We start from the raw sequence: 18,060 nt of genomic DNA, 5'->3' as shown, positions 1-18,060 counted from the left end.
GTGAGTAAATGAAAATATAGTTATTTTTACTTATATCAATATTCTGGGGTGTGAAAATTAAAGCCATTTAACCTTAACAACAGTACCTGTTTCTATGCATACTATGACTTCGGATTTATAAGAGTAAAGATATTTTTACAGTGCTTGGAATATTTCGTAAGTATAATATAATTAAAAGTTATTTTTCCTAATTTAAGTGTCTTTTTGCTTAAATTTTACTCAAATTTGCTCATCGGATGGCTCGAAAAGATGAGATAAATCTTATTTATTTAGGTGGTTACCATTAGCATATTTAGGGGCATACATGCTATTATTACGTGTAATGTTTTTTATTAACTAACTGATTTTTATGTAAAATATTATATTGATAATAAATTAAATTAATGATTATTGAAAATAAACCACAGCATACAAGTCGTTTAGAGGTATAAAATTAAAAATGAGTAATAAATACCTATTGGCAATTACACCGCTAATTACTTTTTTTATCGCTTCTGAATCTTTGGCATTTCAAAAGCAACAATATAATCCTGTTGTGTTCAACATGGCACAACTCTATGATTTTAATCCAGTTAAAGGAAATGTTAAAGAAATTAGGTCCGTCGTTTACAATAAAGACAAGTCTATTAACTATGAGTCATTGTTAAAAATTGGTCGTGATGGCTGCATAGATAGTTTTGCTTTAAACCAAAAAAAGGACGAATACCTCAGTGGTGTACATAATTATCTCTTTGTTGAGAGAGTTAAAAATAAATTAGTTGGTAGGGATAATAATGGCCCTGTAGAAATGGAAATCGGTAATAACTGTACGATATTATCAAGAAAGGATAATAATGGAAAACTGATATATCGATATAACAAAGAAGGGATTATTATCGGCTCTGTATTGGCAGATAATAAAACAAAGTTTAGCGAAAATAATTATAATGAGTTTAAACTACCAACAACGATAAAATATTACAAAGATAATAAAGTAATATCTGAAACCATTATTACATATGGGAAAGATATCACTAAGCCATTTGATCTGTTAATGAAAATTCGTGTGTTAGGTCAGACTATTTTACAAGTAGACTCTAAATGTGATTACAATAGCCAAAATATTGCACATAAGTGTCATTTTGAACTAACAATAAATGAAAATGGTCAGGACATTAAGTTAATCAAAGATAGTACGACGGAAGTGTCATTCTATTGATAGCGAAATTTTTATAAAGGATCTTTAGTCTGTGTCCAAGAATCGCCCTCTCAGAGTATAACTGGCTTTTAATTTTTAAAAGCCAGTTATAAGAGGGTATAAATTGTTATTTTAGCAACCTAACTTGAAATCTGGTGTTAGGCGTATCCCGTGAATGGCTACTATGGCGTAGTCTTAAGGAAATTTACCACGACCCTGAAGAGCCGCCTCCACCGGAGCTCCCGCCACCACCTCCGCTAAATCCGCCACCGCCTCGGCTTCCACCACTGCCGCCTCGGCCATTATTATTGCTCCCACCAATGTACACATTGATAAAACCAAAATAATGACCAATGCCAATGATGCAACCAACACTACTTGAAATAACGGATGAAATAACAAAATCACCTTCTGATATGACGAGTGCAAATAGAAAAATAAAACCAGTAAATAAGAAGGCAATAGTAATCGAAAGACGCTTTTTTTCTGACTTAATAATGAGGCCAAGTATTTTATAAATAATAGCAACAGCCAAAAATAAAAGTAGAAATATCGCAACAAACATAGTGAAAGCGAGGATGAACACCATCCAGGTGGGTAGTATTTTGAGAAAAAGGAATTGGCTCCAACGTGGTAATTCTGTATATAAAAAATCTTCTCCAAACTTCATGCCATTACCTGCGGGGTTATTAAAGCCGCCAGTGTAAGCAGTTAACAAGAGAATGATAGCGATTGGAATTGCAGCCTTAAGTTTATGTAATTTAATAAGATGATATATGATAAAAAGCCAGATATAAGCGCTTGCCGCTAGTACGATAGCAAGTGAAGCATCTAATAAACCAAAGGGAGCAGGTTGTTTAGAAATAAAAAAGCTAGGAGTTTTGGCGTCAGGGAGTGGCTCATTTTTTATTAAGGCGATTAGGGAATCAATAGTACGGTTGAGACCTCCTGCATAATTACCGCGCTTAAATTCAGGTATAAAATCATATTCTAAAATACGCTTTGCAAGGCTATCGCTGATTGCCCCTTCTAACCCATAACCCACCTCGATACGCATTGTACGGTCATTGACAGAGACGAGTAAAAGAACACCGTCATCAATATTTATACGACCAATCCTCCATTGATTGAATACTTTTTCTGCATAGCTTTCAATATCTAATGGGGAAGTACTCTTTACGATTAAAATGGCAATTTGCGACCCAGTTTGTTGCTGAAATAGCGCTAACCGTCGAGCTAAACTATCGCGCTGTTCTGTTGTTAATAAATGTGCTTCATCCACGACGTGACTGGTCATCGTGGGAATAGAAAGTGTATTCGCAAAAGTGGGAATAGAGAACAATAAGAAAAACAATCCCCATAGCCATTGTTTTGTTTGCTGAATTTTGCCAATCATCGTGGAATCCTTTCTGAAAGGGTGAATTTCATTATATTCGATAGTCATATAACGTCAGCATATACTGACTGAATAATACATAATCTTATTTAATTTGTAATCGTTTTCATAGGATGGAATAGCGTTTTGAGAAATAATGATTAAATTAAAATTAATTTAATCATTGAATATTGTTCCGATAAAATAAGAATATTCGTTAAAACCTGTCATTCATATCATTAAATGTTAATAGGCTACTCTTGAACTCTTGAGTAGCAAAGCTCACATATTGTCTAACAAAAGCTTAATTTCTAATCGCAACGAGGTGACATTACTCACATTCTTTAACTTATCTTGCTATTTAAGACATTTTTTTCTCGCACTTAATAGATTTATCGTCTTTATTAAATTTTATACAGAAATGTTATTGAATTGTGACAGACGGATAAAGAATAAAGTGAATACAGCTTATGTGAGGGCAGAATGGAACTGATAACAGCTTGGTTAGGAGAACTTAACGGTATTGTGTGGGGAGTTCCCATGTTGATTGGGATCCTCGGTGTTGGGATCTATATGCAGCTCCGATTGGCATTTTTGCCAATCCGTAAATTGGGTACAGGGTTTAAGTTACTGTTTCAGAAAAATGAGGATAGGGGTGAAGGGCAAATATCGCCTTTTAATGCGTTAATGACAGCATTATCGGCGACAATCGGTACTGGTAATATCGCAGGGGTTGCCACCGCTGTGGTGATGGGAGGGCCAGGCGCGCTGTTTTGGATGTGGATCACGGCATTGGTTGGTATGGCCACAAAGTACTCAGAAGCTGTGCTTGCGGTACGTTTTCGAGAAGTCGATAAGTATGGACAATATGTTGGTGGCCCAATGTATTACATCAAAAATGGTTTAGGGCCTAAATGGATTTGGTTAGGTACATTATTTGCTCTTTTTGGTGCTTGCGCCAGTTTTGGAATTGGGAATACTGTACAAGCGAACTCTGTTGCCGATGTGCTGGAAAGTAACTTCGGCGTGCATAAATGGTTGACTGCTGGGGCACTTGTAATCTTAGTTGGTGCTGTGTTAATTGGTGGATTGCGTCGTATCTCTGATGTTGCAGGGAAACTCGTACCATTCATGACCGTGGCTTATTTTGGTGCAGGTTTATTGGTATTAGGGCTCAATTTTACGGAGATCCCAGCTGCATTTTCTTTAGTGATTACCTCAGCATTTACACCGGTTGCGGCTCAGGGTGGGTTTGCCGGTGCTGCTGTATGGGCGGCAATTCGCTTTGGTGTTGCGCGTGGCGTATTTTCCAATGAGGCTGGTTTGGGAAGTGCACCTATTGCTCACGCTGCGGCAAAAACTCAAAACCCGATCCGCCAAGGGTTGATCGCAATGTTAGGTACTTTTATCGATACCATTATCGTGTGTTCGGTAACAGGTCTTACTATCATTATTACTGGTGGATGGTTAACAAGTGAAACAGGGGCGACACTAACCGCATCTTCTTTCCAATCAGCGATCCCCGGAGGGAATTATATTGTTGCCGTTGCGTTAGCCATATTTGCTTTTACCACTATCCTAGGATGGAGTTTTTACGGTGAAAAATGTGTGCAATATTTATTTGGGGTGAGGGCAATTAAGGTCTTTAGGGTGTTATGGCTTATTGCATTACCGATTGGTGCAACCCAATCTCTTGATTTTGTTTGGCTACTTGCAGATACCTTAAACGCGATGATGGCGATACCGAACTTGATTGCTCTATTATTGTTAAGTCCGGTTGTTTACCGTTTAACGCGGGATCATATTAAAGATGTCAATGCCGACAGCATTGATATGGAAAAATAAATAATATCACTGATGGCCTCACGCTCTGTGAGGCCATCTCAACATTTAGGTGGTAGGGTATTTTCGTTTTTTATTTTGCTCTTATTCGCACCTAATTCTTTTCCAACGCCTTTCCCTGTTAGACCTATATTTCTTATATGTAATATCGATTTTTTCTATTTATAAATAGAATAGCGCTATGATTTCACAGGAAAAATATTGCAATTGTGTAGAGGCAATGTTTTCATAAAAACCCGAATGGTGATGCGAGTAATATATTAATAAGCTAATAATACGGAGGGAAAATGCTAAAAAAGGGGATTTCGATTGCGATGTTGTGTGCGATTTGTTTACCTGTGCAAGCGATGAAAGAATATGATCTTAAATGCCCTGAAAGGGGAGTGATGACCGTACTACATACAAATTATTTAATTAGCACATTGAAGTGGGGAAGCCGCTTTATTGTCTCTCACCCGGCCATTAGTTATAACGAACACAATGTAAACTATAAAATTTATAATTTCTTAAATGGTGATTCATTAGTGAAAAAGGCAGGGGATCATAAACGTTACTATTTTATTTATAAGGATGGGGAAAAGGTCGAATGCACGAAAATAGGGGAAGCGGAATTGGAAATAACGAAATTACCGATTGTTCATAATGTGAGCTGAATATCGCCACCCAAAGTATGAGTGGCGATAAAAATAACTTACTTACGTGCGTCTAACAGTTGTTGCGCATTGTCTTTTGTGACTACAGTCCAAGGGATTTGGTAACGTTTATCTTTACCGTCATTCCATTGCAGTTGATCGGCATATTGTTTCCAAATAGCTGATTTGGGTTGATAGCTGTCGCCTTTGACTGACTTCATTGCGATATCAATCGAGCCCTGCATTTGAGCATTGGCATCTTGTAGGATAGAAACCATTTCTCCGTTCTGCACTGCTAGGATTGCATCAGAAACACCATCTACACCAGCAATAGCAAAGCTATTTACATCAAGGCCGGCACCTTTAATGGCTTCGATAGCACCTAAAGCCATTTCATCGTTTTGAGCGATGACGCCGTTGATTTTGCCACGGTGTTTTTGTAACCAGTTTTCCATGAGTGGCATTGCTTCTGCACGTGACCAGTTAGCCGTTTTGCGTTCTAATACTTTAATTTTTCCGGGGCCACATTCAGCGATAGCTTTATCGTTACCTTCACCGCGTTGGATCTCACCGCTACCCCCTTTAGGGCCTTCGATAATCACAACATTACCTTCACAGTTCATTTTATCGAGGACGGTTTTTGCTTCCATATAACCACCTAAAACGTCATCAGAAACAACTTCAGCGGTCATTTTATCCGTGTTGAGGCGTGCGTTAGTCACGATCACAGGGATTTTGGCATCATTTGCCATAGTGACGACATCAATGTTCGCTTCATAATCCATTGGGTTGATGATGATAGCATCTGCTTTAGTCTGAATTGCTGTTTCCGCTTGGTTGTTTTGCACCATCGGATCATAGCGACCATCGTAAACGGTGATCACCGCTTCACCCTCTTTAACCGCAGGGTGCTCTTTGGCGGCTTTTTCCATTAATTGAACAAATTCAGCTTTCATGCCATACATCAAAATAGCAATTTTGACAGGCTCCTCTTTGGCTGCAAGCGCCATATTACTCATGAATAGTGCAGTGGTAAGAGCTGCAATTTTAGTCATTTTTTTCATTATGATACCTTTCACAGTGAGGGTCAGTGTTGTTTTAATTAGTCACGTCTTTGTTTACGTGAAGGGTCGAGCAGAACCGCGATGACGATCAACGCACCTTTAATGATTTGTTGGTAATAAGAGGGAACACCCAACAAATCTAATCCATTGTTCATAACGCCGATAATTAGCACACCAAAGAAGGTGCCAACCAGTGTACCAACGCCACCAGACATACTGGTTCCACCAATAACGACGGCAGCGATAGCATCTAGTTCATAGGCTCCTCCGGCACTGGTTTGTGCAGAGCCAGTTCTTGCGGTAAGGATCAGCCCAGCAATACCCGCCAATGCACCACACAGGGTATAAACCAGCACTTTGACTTTGATGACACTAATACCGGATGTTCTTGCACTTTTAGGATTGCCACCAACCGCATAGACATAACGACCAAATGTTGTTTTATTTAGCAATACCCAAGCGAGTGCAAAGATCACGATTAATATGACGACGGGCACGGGGATATCAAAGATATAGCCATTACCTAACCATCTAAAGTCATTATTGAGTTGTGATACGGGGTTGCCGTCGGTAGTTAATAGGGTTAGGCCACGGGCAGCGGAGAGCATCCCCATGGTCACGATAAACGGTTGTAGGTTGAATTTTGCTAAAATAGTTCCGTTAATGAGACCACAGATGATACCAATGCCTAATGCGATGATCATTGGCATCATAACGGCATTCGCGGTGTCGCCAATGGATAGGCCTGCATTTGTGGTTGCAAAACGCGCTGCTACAATACCGCTCAGAGCGAGGACTGAGCCAACCGATAAGTCAACCCCCGCGGTGATAATGACGAAGGTCATGCCAATCGCTAAGATACCGTTAATTGATATTTGGCGTAAGACAATCAACATATTGTCTTGACTAAGAAAATAGTTGTTAGTCCATTCGCCGCGCGCAACTTGCACTTCACCTATCACAGCAACAATTAGGCAAAGTACAAAGAAAGCCATGATAATGCCGTACTTGTGCATGTTTTTCTTATTGCGGGCTAAAAAGGACATCCCCGTTGTTGGCGTAGAGTAAGTACTATTCATAGTTTTTCTCTTTATTTTTTGAATAAAAACCAATGTGCTGAATTAAACAGCAAGTTTCATTAATTCTGTTTGAGTTGCTTCAGTTGCCGATAACTCACCAGCTAATTCACCATCACGGAATACAATAATGCGGTCGCTCATACCGATAATTTCTGACAGTTCAGAAGAAACCATGATGATCCCTTTGCCTTTTAAAGCGAACTCCGACATATAACGATAGATTTCTTTTTTGGCTCCCACATCGATTCCACGGGTTGGTTCATCAAGTAGCATCACTTCAGGGTCGAGAAGCGCCCAACGGCCTAAGACAACCTTTTGTTGGTTACCACCACTAAGATTTCCTGCAAGTTGATCGGCATCTGGTGTTTTAATGTTGAAGAGTTTGATCATGTCATCTGCACGAGTTTGCTCTTTCTTTTCATTGATAAAACTCGCTCGGCTAATATCAGAGAATGAAGCGATATTAATGTTTTCGTTAATTGAACGACCCAGCATTAACCCCGTTTCTTTCCTGTCTTCAGTGACATAAGCAATGCCCGCTTTAATGGCATCTTGAGGGGAGTGTTTCCCTAATTGGATGTCATTAATTTTAATGGTTCCCGATGAGGCGTGTTCAATACCAAAAATAAGATCAAGAAACTCACTACGGCCCGACCCAACCAGCCCATATATTCCAAGGATCTCGCCTTTTTTCAGGGTGAGGCTGATATTTTTTATTTTATTGAGCCAACTTAATTGTTCGACAGTTAAAATAGTTTCATTAGTTGGTTGGTTGAATTTGGCGAATTCATCTTTAAATTCGCCACCGATAATATGCTCAATTAATTGTTCGCGAGTAATATCGGCAATCGCCCCTTCAGTGATAAATGTGCCATCACGGAAAATCGAAAAAGTGTCCGCGATTTGGAATATCTCGGATAGGCGGTGGGAAACATAAATAATCCCTTTGCCTTTTTGAGCTAAACGCGTAATCACATCAAAGATTTTTTGCGCATCCTCTTCACCTATTGCGGATGTTGGTTCATCCATAATGATGATGTCAGCATTTGAGTGAGAAAGTGCTTTAGCAATTTCCACCAGTTGTTGTTCAGCAACGCTGAGATTGCGCACTTTTTCTGTTGGCGAAAGATCAAAATGTAGGTCAGCCATTAAATCTGCTGTCAGTTGATTCATTTTTTTGAAATCAACGAAACCGAGTTTTTTAGGCTCGCGACCTAACCAAATATTCTCTGCAATTGTCAGATCAGGAATCGAACTCAGTTCTTGTTGAACAATCGCTATACCGGCATTGAGTGCATCCTTTGGTTGATGAAAGTGACACCGTTTTCCTTTCACAAAAATGTCGCCTGAGTCAGGCTGAATGAACCCCATTAGGATACTTAAAAAGGTCGATTTACCTGCGCCATTGCCGCCACATAAAGCATGAATAGATCCTTTTTTCAGGCTAAATTGCGCATTTTTCAGCGCAACGACTGGCCCAAACGATTTTTTAACCCCAGTAATATGTAAAAGTTCATCCGCCTGAATGCCCGCTGAGTTTGTCATACAGCCACCTCTGGATATTCAGTTTGGAGTAACGAAAGATAGTCTTGATATAAAGCTTCATAGCGAGAAACTTTTTCACTATCAGGATTGACCAGCGTGCTCTCATCAAGGTGAACGAAACGCTGGCAAATTTTTGCTAATAATTCTGTTTTATTATCTTGCTCTGTTAAGGTGTCGCACCAAACAGCTTGAATAGCCGCTCCCAGTGCGGCAGCTTCGCTGTTAGTCACACAAATAACAGGGGAATTCATAATGTTCGCGACAATTTGACGCCATTTGGCACTTTTAGCCCCGCCACCAGTTAGGCGGATTTCGTTGGTTTGTATCCCTTGTTTACGGAATAAATCAATGCCAAAGCGCAAACCATAAGTGGCGCTTTCTACGACAGCAAGGCTCAAATTTTGTGCATTTAAATTATTACTATCAATATTATGGATGCTCGCCTTAGCGAGAGGCAGTTGAGGAACACGTTCGCCATTGAAAAATGGCAGTATTTGTAACCCATTAGCACCCGGCTCTGTTTGCTCTAAGGCCTGATTAAAATCATTAAGATCAAGATTCAAAAATTTTTGTATCGTCGTGGTGGCTGATGTGACATTCATTGTGCAAATCAAAGGCAGCCAACCATTGGTTGAAGAGCAGAAACCGGCAATCATTTCTGAATCGGCGACAACAGGTGTATTCGAATAGGTAAATAGTGTGCCAGAGGTACCTAAGCTCATGGTGATGATACCCGGTATAATATTACCAGTACCAATTGCAGCCATCATGTTGTCACCCCCGCCTGATGCCACTTTCGTTTGGCTCGAAATGCCAAGTTTATGGGCGATTTCAGGAAGTACGGTGCCAATGCAGGTTTCAGCAGTGACAAGTGGAGGTAAAGCTCGTTGTAGACGGCCTGAATCATCAATTAGATTGATGGTATGAACATCCCATTCACGGGTACGAATATTTAACAGGCCAGTACCAGATGCATCACCAAATTCAGCCACACGAACGCCCGTTAGCCAAAAATTGAGGTAATCATGTGGCAGTAATACCGTCTCTAACTGTTCCCAAAGTTCAGGGTGGTGAGTTTTCAACCATAAAATTTTAGAAATGGTATAACCTGTTTGAGGCATGAGTCCGAGTTGAGATAACGCACCGTCAGTGCCACCTAAAGCATCAATGATCTTTTGGTTTTCTGCCGTTGTTTCCGTATCACACCACAGTTTAACCGGTGCGATCACTTTGCCTTGGGCATCCAAAGGCACAAAACCATGTTGTTGGCCTGAAACGGCGATTGCGGCTATCTCTTTACCATCAATACTGGCATTATTGAGCGCTTGATGAAACGCACTGACAAGTGCGTCTGTCCACCAAGAAGCATGCTGTTCACGGCGCCCAGATGCTTCGCTAATGAGTGGGTGAGGCGCAGAGCCTTCACCCAAAATTTGTGCGCTTTCGCTATCCACGATAACGACTTTGGTACTTTGTGTACCGCAATCGATCCCAGCATACAATGTCATGTATTACTCCATTTCCAGCACAATCTTAATATCGGTTGGACGGCCTTCAGCTGCACGCTCATAAGCCTCAACACTGTCTTTAAACTTATAAGTGGCTGACAACAAAGGTTTTACGTTGAGCTTACCGGAACTGAGTAGGCGGATAGTACGTGGGTACATGTTTGCGTAACGGAAAATGGTTTTAAACGTAATTTCTTTCGCTTGCGCTGAAACAATATCTAAAGGCGCAGGATCAATTGGCATACCAACTAATACGGCAGTTCCACCCGGTGCCATATGCTCAGTGATATTAGCGATCACCGCTTTCGCTCCGCTGCATTCGAATAAGACATTCACCCCATTACCTTCAGTGAGTTCATTAACTTTATCGGCGATAGCTTGAGTATCTTTGCTATTGATAGGGTGTAGGCCTGGATATTGTTTAGCGACTTCCAGTTTTTTATCGAAGAGGTCACAGATGATGACATCTGAACAGCCGCCAGCGAGTGCAGACAACGCGGTGATAATACCGATAGTTCCCGCACCAATAACGAGTGCGATATCACCGGGCTTGATTTCAGCTTTGGTCGCGGCTTGCATACCGATAGCGAGTGGTTCAACCATTGCGCCTTCAGCAAAAGAGACATTTTCAGGTAATTTAAAAGTGAACGCAGCGGGATGAATAACGCTCTCGCGTAGGCAACCATCAACAGGAGGAGTCGCCCAAAAGCGTACAGCGGGATCGAGGTTGTACAGGCCAGCGCGCGATTGCGTGGATTGTAAATTAGGAATACCGGGTTCCATACATACGCGATCGCCAACTTTTAGATGAGTGACATTTTTACCAACAGCGGTAATTACGCCGGATGCTTCATGGCCCAAAATCATTGGCTTTTCAACGACGAAGGGGCCGATACGACCATGTTGGTAGTAGTGAACATCACTACCGCAAATGCCTACGGTATGAATTTTAATTTCGACATCATCCTCTCCAAGGACTTCAGGACTTTGCCAATCTTGAATAGAAATTTTCCCTGCTTTTTCGAGTACTAATGCTTTCATGATTACCTCTGGCTCATTTTTATGGTATCGATATCATTTTTATGATGCGGATATTAGATCGAATTTTATTATTTTTATGTGACGCAGGTTATAGTTTCATTAAATGAGTGGCACTTTTGTAAACAAAAGCGGAAGAATAGGCTACCTGATCACATTTTTTGAGGGGGGGATGCCGTTATAATGTTATCGGTATCATTGAGGAGAGCAGAGCATGAATAAAGCACACTATCGGCAGCAAGTCGTTAATTTTCTAGAAAAAGCACATATCCGTCTCACAGAAGAAGAAAAAGCACGAATTGAGATCGCCAGTTTTGGATTACCAGACTATCCACGTTCAGGCTTACAACTGTTAACTTATTGTAATAGCGAACGTTATTGTGCTAAAGAGTTGGTGCTGTTTCCCCATCAGGTTTGCCCTGAGCATCGGCATCCACCGTTTGGCTCTTCAATGGGTAAGCAAGAAACTTTTCGTTGTCGGTGGGGGGAAGTATACCTATTTGTTGATGATGATTCGTTAACATTGAATAAAAATGAATCGGGGGAACCGATTTGCCCTAAACCAGAAGGTGATGAGCAGAGGTATCAGTGTGACCGCTTTATTTTACTCAAACCGGGAGAGCAGTATACGATAAAACCTAATACATTACATTGGTTTAAAGCTGGCAGTATGGGAGCGGTTGTTTCTGAGTTCTCAAGTGAAAGTCGTGATGAATTTGATATTTTTACCGACCCAAGAGTACGACGTTTAGAAGGGATCGAATAATATTACGGTTTTGCATGACTGAAACGATTAAATGATACTATAATGGTACGAAATGATACTTAATTTAATAAGGAGATGAAATTGGCCGATCATAAGTCACAGAAAGTGACATTAGAAAATGTCGCAGCGCTTGCTAATGTCAGCAAAATCACCGCATCACGCGCTTTTTCTCAGCCAGATAAAGTTCATCCCGAGACGCTGAAAAGGATTTTAGAGGCGGCAGACAAAATCGGTTATGTCGTTAATGCCGTAGCGCGCAATTTACGTGCTAAGTCATCAAAAACGATTGGTATTGTTAGCCCCGATATGGGGAACCCATTTTTTGGTGGTTTAGCGAAGTTGATGACACAAGAAGCCTATCAAGTAGGGTACGACACATTGGTTTTTGATTCTTATGAGTCAAAGGAAAATGAGGCGCGTATCATTGAAAAGTTGATAGGTTATAATGTTGACGCCATCATTCTTTCTGTGGTTTCGTCTGATCGTTTTTATAAGCCCGATTATTTTCGGCAGCTTGAGCTGCTAAATATCCCTGTTATTTTAGTAGACCGAGAAGTTGATATTAAGCACTGTAGTGGTGTTTATATTGATAATTTAGACTGTGGTTTGCAAGCCGGGCGTTTTATACAGTCACAAGAGGCAAAAAGTGTTGTCATTGTTTCAGGACCCGAAGATTCTAATGTCGCACGGGATAGGGTGACAGGGCTTAAAGCTGCATTACAAGGAAGTGTCGATAAGGTTGAAATTTTATATGCAGATTTTCTGATGGATGAAGCTTATAAAGTAACGGATAGCTATCTACAAAAAAACAGTGCCCCTGATTTCTTTGTCGGCTGTAATAACCAGATTTCTTTGGGGATCATCAAGGCTTGTATTAAGCATCAAATTTCATTACGTGATGATGTTTCACTGTTTAGTATTGATGAGGTCTCTTATTCATCAATTTATGGTTTTAATTTCCCTTGTATCTCGCACGATTTGCAAGAAATCTCTTGGCAAGTGATTAACATGGCGGTGAGAAGGGCATCGGATGAAACAGCGAAGCCAGCAAAGGTTATTGTTAGAGGTAAACTCACCAATACGGTTTAGTCAATTTTCCTTTCATAGAATGGTGAAAATATTGTTGTTATCATAACTTAACGTGTCTGAATAAGACTATTATGGGTGATATTTCATGAGGAAATATCATTTTTATATCTCTATAGTGATACTTGCCAAGATAGATTAAAAGCCAATGTTTGGGGGCATTAGTGAGATGAAAGACCGTTATGACATCAAGTTTTCACTTTCTATTTCTGAAATACGAAAAATACAAAAGTATATAAAAGCAAACAAAGTGATAAGCGTGGCTAAACCCTATCATTGGGTCCTTAATATAGCCAATCTAAGCTTGTATAGTCTTGTCATCGGTTTATTATTCTTTTTTGCTATTGCATTATTGCTGTTGTTATCGACAGAGATAGACCCGAGTATGGCTCGCTTACAAAGAATGAGTGGCACAGCCCTAGCATTTATTGTCATAGCAGTGATGGCGCTCCTTCTTTCTAGTGTGTTAGAAAAATATTTTATGAAAAAATATGAACACAAAGAGCAAAATGATGAGATATATATTAGACATATTAAAATTAACCGTTATTTTATTGAGTCCATTCAAGATAACAGTATGTATAAGGTGTTATGGCCTCGAGTTAACAAGGTTGATGTGCAAGAAGATTTGATATTTGTCCAGGTTGGAGATAATGATTTTATTATTTTCCCTACACGAGTGTTTTCTTCACAAGAAGAGTTTCAGCAACTTTATTCGTTTATTAAAAAGCAAATCGAGCGACATACGGTGCCATAATAAGCTGTTAAGTGAAGAAAAGTGCACGATTGTTTCGCTTTTTGGTGGTTCAATGGCGTTATAATGTATCGGTATCTTTAATCGACTTTAATATAGGTTTTTATGGGCATAGAATACCGCAGTCTGCATACCAGCCAATTGACACTGAGTGAAAAAGAAGCGCTTTACGATTTATTAATTGAAGGTTTTGAAGGCGATTTTTCGCATGACGATTTCGCGCACACTTTAGGTGGAATGCACGTCATGGCTTTTGATCAACAAAAATTGGTTGGTCATGTTGCAATTATTCAACGCCATATGGCCCTAGATAATACGCCTATCTCTGTAGGGTATGTTGAAGCGATGGTGGTTGAACAAAGTTATCGTCGCCAAGGTATTGGGCGGCAATTGATGCTGCAAACCAATAAAATTATAGCTTCGTGTTATCAATTAGGGCTGCTGTCGGCTTCGGATGATGGACAAAAATTGTATCATTCGGTTGGATGGCAAATCTGGAAAGGTAAGTTGTTTGAATTGAAACAAGGGAGCTATATCCGTTCTATTGAAGAAGAAGGCGGAGTCATGGGCTGGAAAGCGGATGGTGAGGTTGATTTTACCGCTTCGCTTTACTGTGATTTTCGTGGCGGTGATCAGTGGTAATCAAAATTGATAATATAGGGTTATTATTCTGGATTACTGTTAATAATATTTAGGTTAGTTTTCATTTTATTGATAAAAATAAAACCATTAAATGGTAATCCAGTTTGACAACAAAATTGTTATATATAGAATACAGGCTGATTTTTAGTCTAAGGACTCGTAAGCGTTTACGTTAATCAACGCATATAACTTGTCATGCAACAGTTATATGCTGTTGTGTTCGTCTTATTTGGAGTCTGCACGATGTCTTCACAAAATAAAAATACCCTTTTTGGAATACCTAAACTTCCCACCAGAGCACTGATCTTTTTGATCCCTTTTTTCTTGTCATTAGTGATGAGTGGTATTGTTTCTTTAATCAGTACAGTTAAAGCGTTAGGGTTGAATAGTGAAATGCTAGCACCTTGGTTAAGTTCTTGGATGTTATCATGGATAATTGCTTTTCCTACCGTACTGGTCGTTCTGCCACTAGCGAAAAGATTCTCTCTATTTTTTGTTAAGAGTTAAGTAATCGCCATCCTTATGATGGATGGCGTATTGGTATTATTAAGTTATCTGCGCTTCTTGTGGTAATGCTGGTTTTGGGTAAGCCAAATATCTTGTCAAAGGCTCAATTAATAAAGAATGTGTAGATAGAGATACACATAATTAAAGCCAAATCCAATATCAGAGCTTGTAACAAACTCATTGATAGCCACCAAATTCATACGAGATTAATGGTGGGTCGCTACAAATAAGGGCCATCAGCGACTGAATCCCTTATTTTCAATTCAGACGTAAAGATGTTTTCTTTTGAAAAATAGCCACCATCAAGCATTGAAATAGTGCGATGGATCGCCTCATTAATCATTGCACTTATTGGATCTTTAATGCTGGATAAAGTAGGTTTTAGGAAGGGGGCTAATGGAATATCATCGAAACCGATAACGGAAACGTGGTATGGAACGGTTATACCTGCATCATCCAACGCTTTGATTGCACCAATGGCCATATCGTCATTACTGGCTAGAATAGCGGTGAAAGGCGTCGCTTGCTGCTGTAATTTTATTACGGCCTGAGTACCACAAGATGGTGTCCAGTGACCAGAAATAATTAGTGACTCATTAATATCAATACCATTGGCAGATAAGGCATCTTTATAACCAGACAGGCGTTCAATCGCGGTTGGCGAGTCCATTGAACCAGTGATAAAGGCAATTTCTTTATGCCCTCGGGAAATGAGATACTGTGTCGCATTAAAACTGGCGCCCCTATGATCGCAGACAACACAGTGACTGTGATTTTTTCTCAGTTTACGGTTCACAACCATAATCGGTTGGGTATGTTGATCAATGATTTCATCTATCTGGCTAATACTCAGAAAGCGTGAATAAACAATAATCGCATCACAACGCAATCCGAGCAAAAATTGAATCGCAGCATGCTCTTCCTCTGCACTGTGCTTTCCATCAACAAGGAGCAGTTGCCGGCCGTTGTCCTCTAGTTTTTTTGCTGCTTGTGACAGGATTTCATTAAAATAACTGCCCTGATAAAGATTATTGGTCACCACCAAACCAATACAGGCGGATTTGCTGGTTGAAAGGTGACGCGCTAGTAAATTAGGACGATAGCCGGTTTCTTCAATGGCTTGATAGACCCGTACTTTGGTCTCCTCGCTGGTGTAGCCTTTTCCAGATAGTACTCGCGAAACTGTCGCTTTTGATACGTTTGCCCGTTTCGCTACTTCCTGCATTGTAGACATATCTTTATCCTGACAAATTGATATCAAAATCATTTTACACTTTTATATAGGGAGATGCAGAGGTCTATGTCACTACCAAAGCGGATCCCAGCCAAAACCCAATCCTATTACGTGAAAACTGTCACATAAAAACAATTAAAATAATAAACGTCTTGAACTACTTTCAAATATATTAAATATTATATGTAACCGGTTACCTATTTGTTGCCCAGTAATATAAACACTTAAGCAATGATATTAAATATCTATTAATACATAGGTTTAGGTGCGTTTACAAAAAACCAGAATATGTATTCGTTACGGGTATAGCTGCATACCGCTGAATGAAAAGTGTGATTACAAGAGAGCATTTAATTATGTCAAAGAACTATGTGGCTGTTTCCCGTGCAATTGTTGATGCTATTGGCGGGAGTGAAAATATCACTGCTATTACTCATTGTATGACCCGTCTGCGGCTTGTATTGAAAAGCGATAAGCCTGTTGACCTTGCACGCTTAAAAAGTATCGATGGTGTGCTGGGTGTAGTGAAGATGGACTTACAGTATCAGATCATCATTGGTAATACAGTTTCAAAGGTTTATGAGCAAGTGATCAAGTTGCTACCAGAAGGAGCTGTGCAGGAAACTCAACTTATCGCTAAAAAAAGCTGGTCCTTTCGCCGTGTAGGAAGCGGTATTCTCGATGCTTTAATCAGCACGATGTCACCGCTGATCCCTGCGATTATTGGCGCGTCAATGGTAAAATTACTGGCCATGATCCTCGAGATGTCTGGTATTCTGACAAAAAGTTCCTCCACATTTATTTTGCTCAATGTCATTGGTGATGGGGCATTTTTCTTCCTACCGATTATGGTTGCCGCCTCTGCTGCACTGAAATTCAAAACCAATATGTCGCTCGCCATTGCTATTTCAGGGGTGTTGGTGCATCCAGCATTTATTGAATTAATGGCTAAAGCAGCGCAAGGTCAACCTGTCGATTTTATTGGAATTTCAATTACTCCAGTAAAATACACCTATACTGTGATCCCTGCATTATGCATGACTTGGATCCTCTCTTATATTGAAAAATGGATTGATAAAATCACCCCTGCGGTTACAAAGAATTTCCTTAAACCGATGCTCATTGTGCTGATAGCTTCGCCGATTGCCATTATCCTGATTGGGCCGATGGGGGTCTGGATTGGGAGTGGCATTTCAGCGCTGGTTTACACTATTCATGACTATCTTGGTTGGTTATCTGTCGCCATTATGGGAGCTATTTGGCCACTGCTCGTCATGACGGGTATGCATCGAGTATTTACTCCAACCATTATTCAGACAATTGCTGAGACAGGAAAAGAAGGCATGGTGATGCCATCTGAAATCGGTGCCAACCTCTCATTGGGTGGCTCATCGCTGGCGGTTGCTTGGCGGACGAAAAACCCTGAATTACGTCAGACGGCACTTGCCGCTGCGGCCTCAGCGATTGTCGCCGGGATCACAGAGCCTGCACTGTATGGCGTAGTAATACGTCTTAAGAAACCTTTAATCGCTTGTTTAATCACTGGATTTTTCTGTGGTGCAATTGCTGGAATCGGTGGTTTAGCAAGTCACTCTATGGCCGCTCCGGGTCTATTCACCAGCGTACAGTTTTTTGATCCACAAAATCCGATGAGTATCGTTTGGGTATTTGGAGTCATGATCTTGTCGGTGGTAATGTCATTTATTGTGACACTGCTACTTGGGTTTGAAGATATTCCTGTTGAAAAACAGGATGATAAACCAAAACAGGTAGCACAGGCTTTATCTCGTTCGTAACAAATAATTATCTGA

The 18,060-nt window shown here is 40.2% G+C and carries 16 protein-coding genes; 9 read left to right on the top strand and 7 right to left on the bottom strand.

Going from position 1 to position 18,060, the window contains the following annotated elements; translation table 11 throughout:
• Nucleotides 1–439 precede the first annotated feature (439 nt).
• Nucleotides 440–1,198, top strand: a complete 759-nt coding sequence (locus tag PR709_RS05145) for a YnfC family lipoprotein (RefSeq protein ID WP_004918281.1) — start codon at nt 440–442, stop codon at nt 1,196–1,198.
• A gap of 184 nt (nt 1,199–1,382) precedes the next feature.
• On the opposite strand, the gene PR709_RS05140 is transcribed toward PR709_RS05145, so the two are convergent.
• Nucleotides 1,383–2,573: a TPM domain-containing protein gene (locus PR709_RS05140; protein WP_171830837.1), complete on the bottom strand. Its 1,191-nt coding sequence runs from the start codon at nt 2,571–2,573 to the stop codon at nt 1,383–1,385.
• 462 nt (nt 2,574–3,035) lie between these two features.
• Here PR709_RS05140 and PR709_RS05135 point away from each other — a divergent pair, with 462 nt between their 5' ends.
• Entirely contained in the window at nt 3,036–4,397 is a 1,362-nt protein-coding gene (locus PR709_RS05135) for an alanine/glycine:cation symporter family protein (RefSeq protein WP_004918286.1), read from the top strand.
• A gap of 284 nt (nt 4,398–4,681) precedes the next feature.
• The gene (locus PR709_RS05130) at nt 4,682–5,047 is read left to right on the top strand and encodes a hypothetical protein (protein WP_004918288.1); all 366 of its coding nucleotides are present in this window, start codon (nt 4,682–4,684) and stop codon (nt 5,045–5,047) included.
• A 38-nt stretch (nt 5,048–5,085) separates the two neighbouring features.
• On the opposite strand, the gene PR709_RS05125 is transcribed toward PR709_RS05130, so the two are convergent.
• The 5 genes from PR709_RS05125 to PR709_RS05105 form a co-directional block, all read right to left on the bottom strand.
• Nucleotides 5,086–6,045: a substrate-binding domain-containing protein gene (locus tag PR709_RS05125; protein ID WP_376738367.1), complete on the bottom strand. Its 960-nt coding sequence runs from the start codon at nt 6,043–6,045 to the stop codon at nt 5,086–5,088.
• An 83-nt stretch (nt 6,046–6,128) separates the two neighbouring features.
• The gene (locus tag PR709_RS05120) at nt 6,129–7,169 is read right to left on the bottom strand and encodes an ABC transporter permease (RefSeq protein WP_036943664.1); all 1,041 of its coding nucleotides are present in this window, start codon (nt 7,167–7,169) and stop codon (nt 6,129–6,131) included.
• 42 nt (nt 7,170–7,211) lie between these two features.
• Entirely contained in the window at nt 7,212–8,714 is a 1,503-nt protein-coding gene (locus PR709_RS05115) for a sugar ABC transporter ATP-binding protein (RefSeq protein ID WP_061064186.1), read from the bottom strand.
• Nucleotides 8,711–10,222: a xylulokinase gene (gene xylB, locus PR709_RS05110; RefSeq protein ID WP_272570782.1), complete on the bottom strand. Its 1,512-nt coding sequence runs from the start codon at nt 10,220–10,222 to the stop codon at nt 8,711–8,713. Before xylB ends, PR709_RS05115 begins: the two co-directional genes overlap by 4 nt.
• 3 nt (nt 10,223–10,225) lie before the next feature.
• Nucleotides 10,226–11,263 (bottom strand): NAD(P)-dependent alcohol dehydrogenase, encoded by a 1,038-nt coding sequence (locus PR709_RS05105; RefSeq protein ID WP_040132983.1) that lies wholly within the window; start codon nt 11,261–11,263, stop codon nt 10,226–10,228.
• 211 nt (nt 11,264–11,474) lie between these two features.
• Here PR709_RS05105 and PR709_RS05100 point away from each other — a divergent pair, with 211 nt between their 5' ends.
• The 5 genes from PR709_RS05100 (at nt 11,475) to PR709_RS05080 (ending at nt 15,015) form a co-directional block, all read left to right on the top strand.
• The gene (locus PR709_RS05100) at nt 11,475–12,026 is read left to right on the top strand and encodes a D-lyxose/D-mannose family sugar isomerase (RefSeq protein ID WP_272570781.1); all 552 of its coding nucleotides are present in this window, start codon (nt 11,475–11,477) and stop codon (nt 12,024–12,026) included.
• A gap of 75 nt (nt 12,027–12,101) precedes the next feature.
• Entirely contained in the window at nt 12,102–13,115 is a 1,014-nt protein-coding gene (locus PR709_RS05095) for a LacI family DNA-binding transcriptional regulator (protein ID WP_004918303.1), read from the top strand.
• 166 nt (nt 13,116–13,281) lie between these two features.
• Nucleotides 13,282–13,869: a YcxB family protein gene (locus PR709_RS05090; protein WP_272570780.1), complete on the top strand. Its 588-nt coding sequence runs from the start codon at nt 13,282–13,284 to the stop codon at nt 13,867–13,869.
• Nucleotides 13,870–13,971: 102 nt separating this feature from the next.
• Nucleotides 13,972–14,508, top strand: coding sequence for an aminoglycoside N-acetyltransferase AAC(2')-Ia (gene aac(2')-Ia, locus PR709_RS05085; RefSeq protein ID WP_004918308.1), 537 nt, complete (start codon nt 13,972–13,974; stop codon nt 14,506–14,508).
• A gap of 243 nt (nt 14,509–14,751) precedes the next feature.
• Nucleotides 14,752–15,015, top strand: coding sequence for a DUF2798 domain-containing protein (locus PR709_RS05080; protein WP_014657992.1), 264 nt, complete (start codon nt 14,752–14,754; stop codon nt 15,013–15,015).
• Nucleotides 15,016–15,235: 220 nt separating this feature from the next.
• On the opposite strand, the gene PR709_RS05075 is transcribed toward PR709_RS05080, so the two are convergent.
• Entirely contained in the window at nt 15,236–16,249 is a 1,014-nt protein-coding gene (locus PR709_RS05075) for a LacI family DNA-binding transcriptional regulator (RefSeq protein WP_196715971.1), read from the bottom strand.
• A 356-nt stretch (nt 16,250–16,605) separates the two neighbouring features.
• On the opposite strand from PR709_RS05075, the gene ascF reads away from it, so the two are divergent.
• Nucleotides 16,606–18,045: a PTS cellobiose/arbutin/salicin transporter subunit IIBC gene (gene ascF / locus PR709_RS05070; protein ID WP_036943678.1), complete on the top strand. Its 1,440-nt coding sequence runs from the start codon at nt 16,606–16,608 to the stop codon at nt 18,043–18,045.
• The last annotated feature ends 15 nt before the right edge of the window (nt 18,046–18,060 follow it).

The organism is Providencia sp. PROV267 (genome assembly GCF_028477825.1).
GTDB classification, from domain to species: Bacteria; Pseudomonadota; Gammaproteobacteria; order Enterobacterales; family Enterobacteriaceae; genus Providencia; species Providencia stuartii.
This window is presented reverse-complemented; position numbering and strand designations above follow the sequence as displayed.

Coding starts and splice junctions, on each gene's coding strand:
- PR709_RS05145 (WP_004918281.1), top strand. CDS start 440: ATGAGTAATAAATACCTATTGGCAATTACACCGCTAATTACTTTTTTT.
- PR709_RS05140 (WP_171830837.1), bottom strand. CDS start 2,573: ATGATTGGCAAAATTCAGCAAACAAAACAATGGCTATGGGGATTGTTT.
- PR709_RS05135 (WP_004918286.1), top strand. CDS start 3,036: ATGGAACTGATAACAGCTTGGTTAGGAGAACTTAACGGTATTGTGTGG.
- PR709_RS05130 (WP_004918288.1), top strand. CDS start 4,682: ATGCTAAAAAAGGGGATTTCGATTGCGATGTTGTGTGCGATTTGTTTA.
- PR709_RS05125 (WP_376738367.1), bottom strand. CDS start 6,045: ATGAGTAATATGGCGCTTGCAGCCAAAGAGGAGCCTGTCAAAATTGCT.
- PR709_RS05120 (WP_036943664.1), bottom strand. CDS start 7,169: ATGAATAGTACTTACTCTACGCCAACAACGGGGATGTCCTTTTTAGCC.
- PR709_RS05115 (WP_061064186.1), bottom strand. CDS start 8,714: ATGACAAACTCAGCGGGCATTCAGGCGGATGAACTTTTACATATTACT.
- xylB (WP_272570782.1), bottom strand. CDS start 10,222: ATGACATTGTATGCTGGGATCGATTGCGGTACACAAAGTACCAAAGTC.
- PR709_RS05105 (WP_040132983.1), bottom strand. CDS start 11,263: ATGAAAGCATTAGTACTCGAAAAAGCAGGGAAAATTTCTATTCAAGAT.
- PR709_RS05100 (WP_272570781.1), top strand. CDS start 11,475: ATGAATAAAGCACACTATCGGCAGCAAGTCGTTAATTTTCTAGAAAAA.
- PR709_RS05095 (WP_004918303.1), top strand. CDS start 12,102: ATGAAATTGGCCGATCATAAGTCACAGAAAGTGACATTAGAAAATGTC.
- PR709_RS05090 (WP_272570780.1), top strand. CDS start 13,282: ATGAAAGACCGTTATGACATCAAGTTTTCACTTTCTATTTCTGAAATA.
- PR709_RS05080 (WP_014657992.1), top strand. CDS start 14,752: ATGTCTTCACAAAATAAAAATACCCTTTTTGGAATACCTAAACTTCCC.
- PR709_RS05075 (WP_196715971.1), bottom strand. CDS start 16,249: ATGTCTACAATGCAGGAAGTAGCGAAACGGGCAAACGTATCAAAAGCG.
- ascF (WP_036943678.1), top strand. CDS start 16,606: ATGTCAAAGAACTATGTGGCTGTTTCCCGTGCAATTGTTGATGCTATT.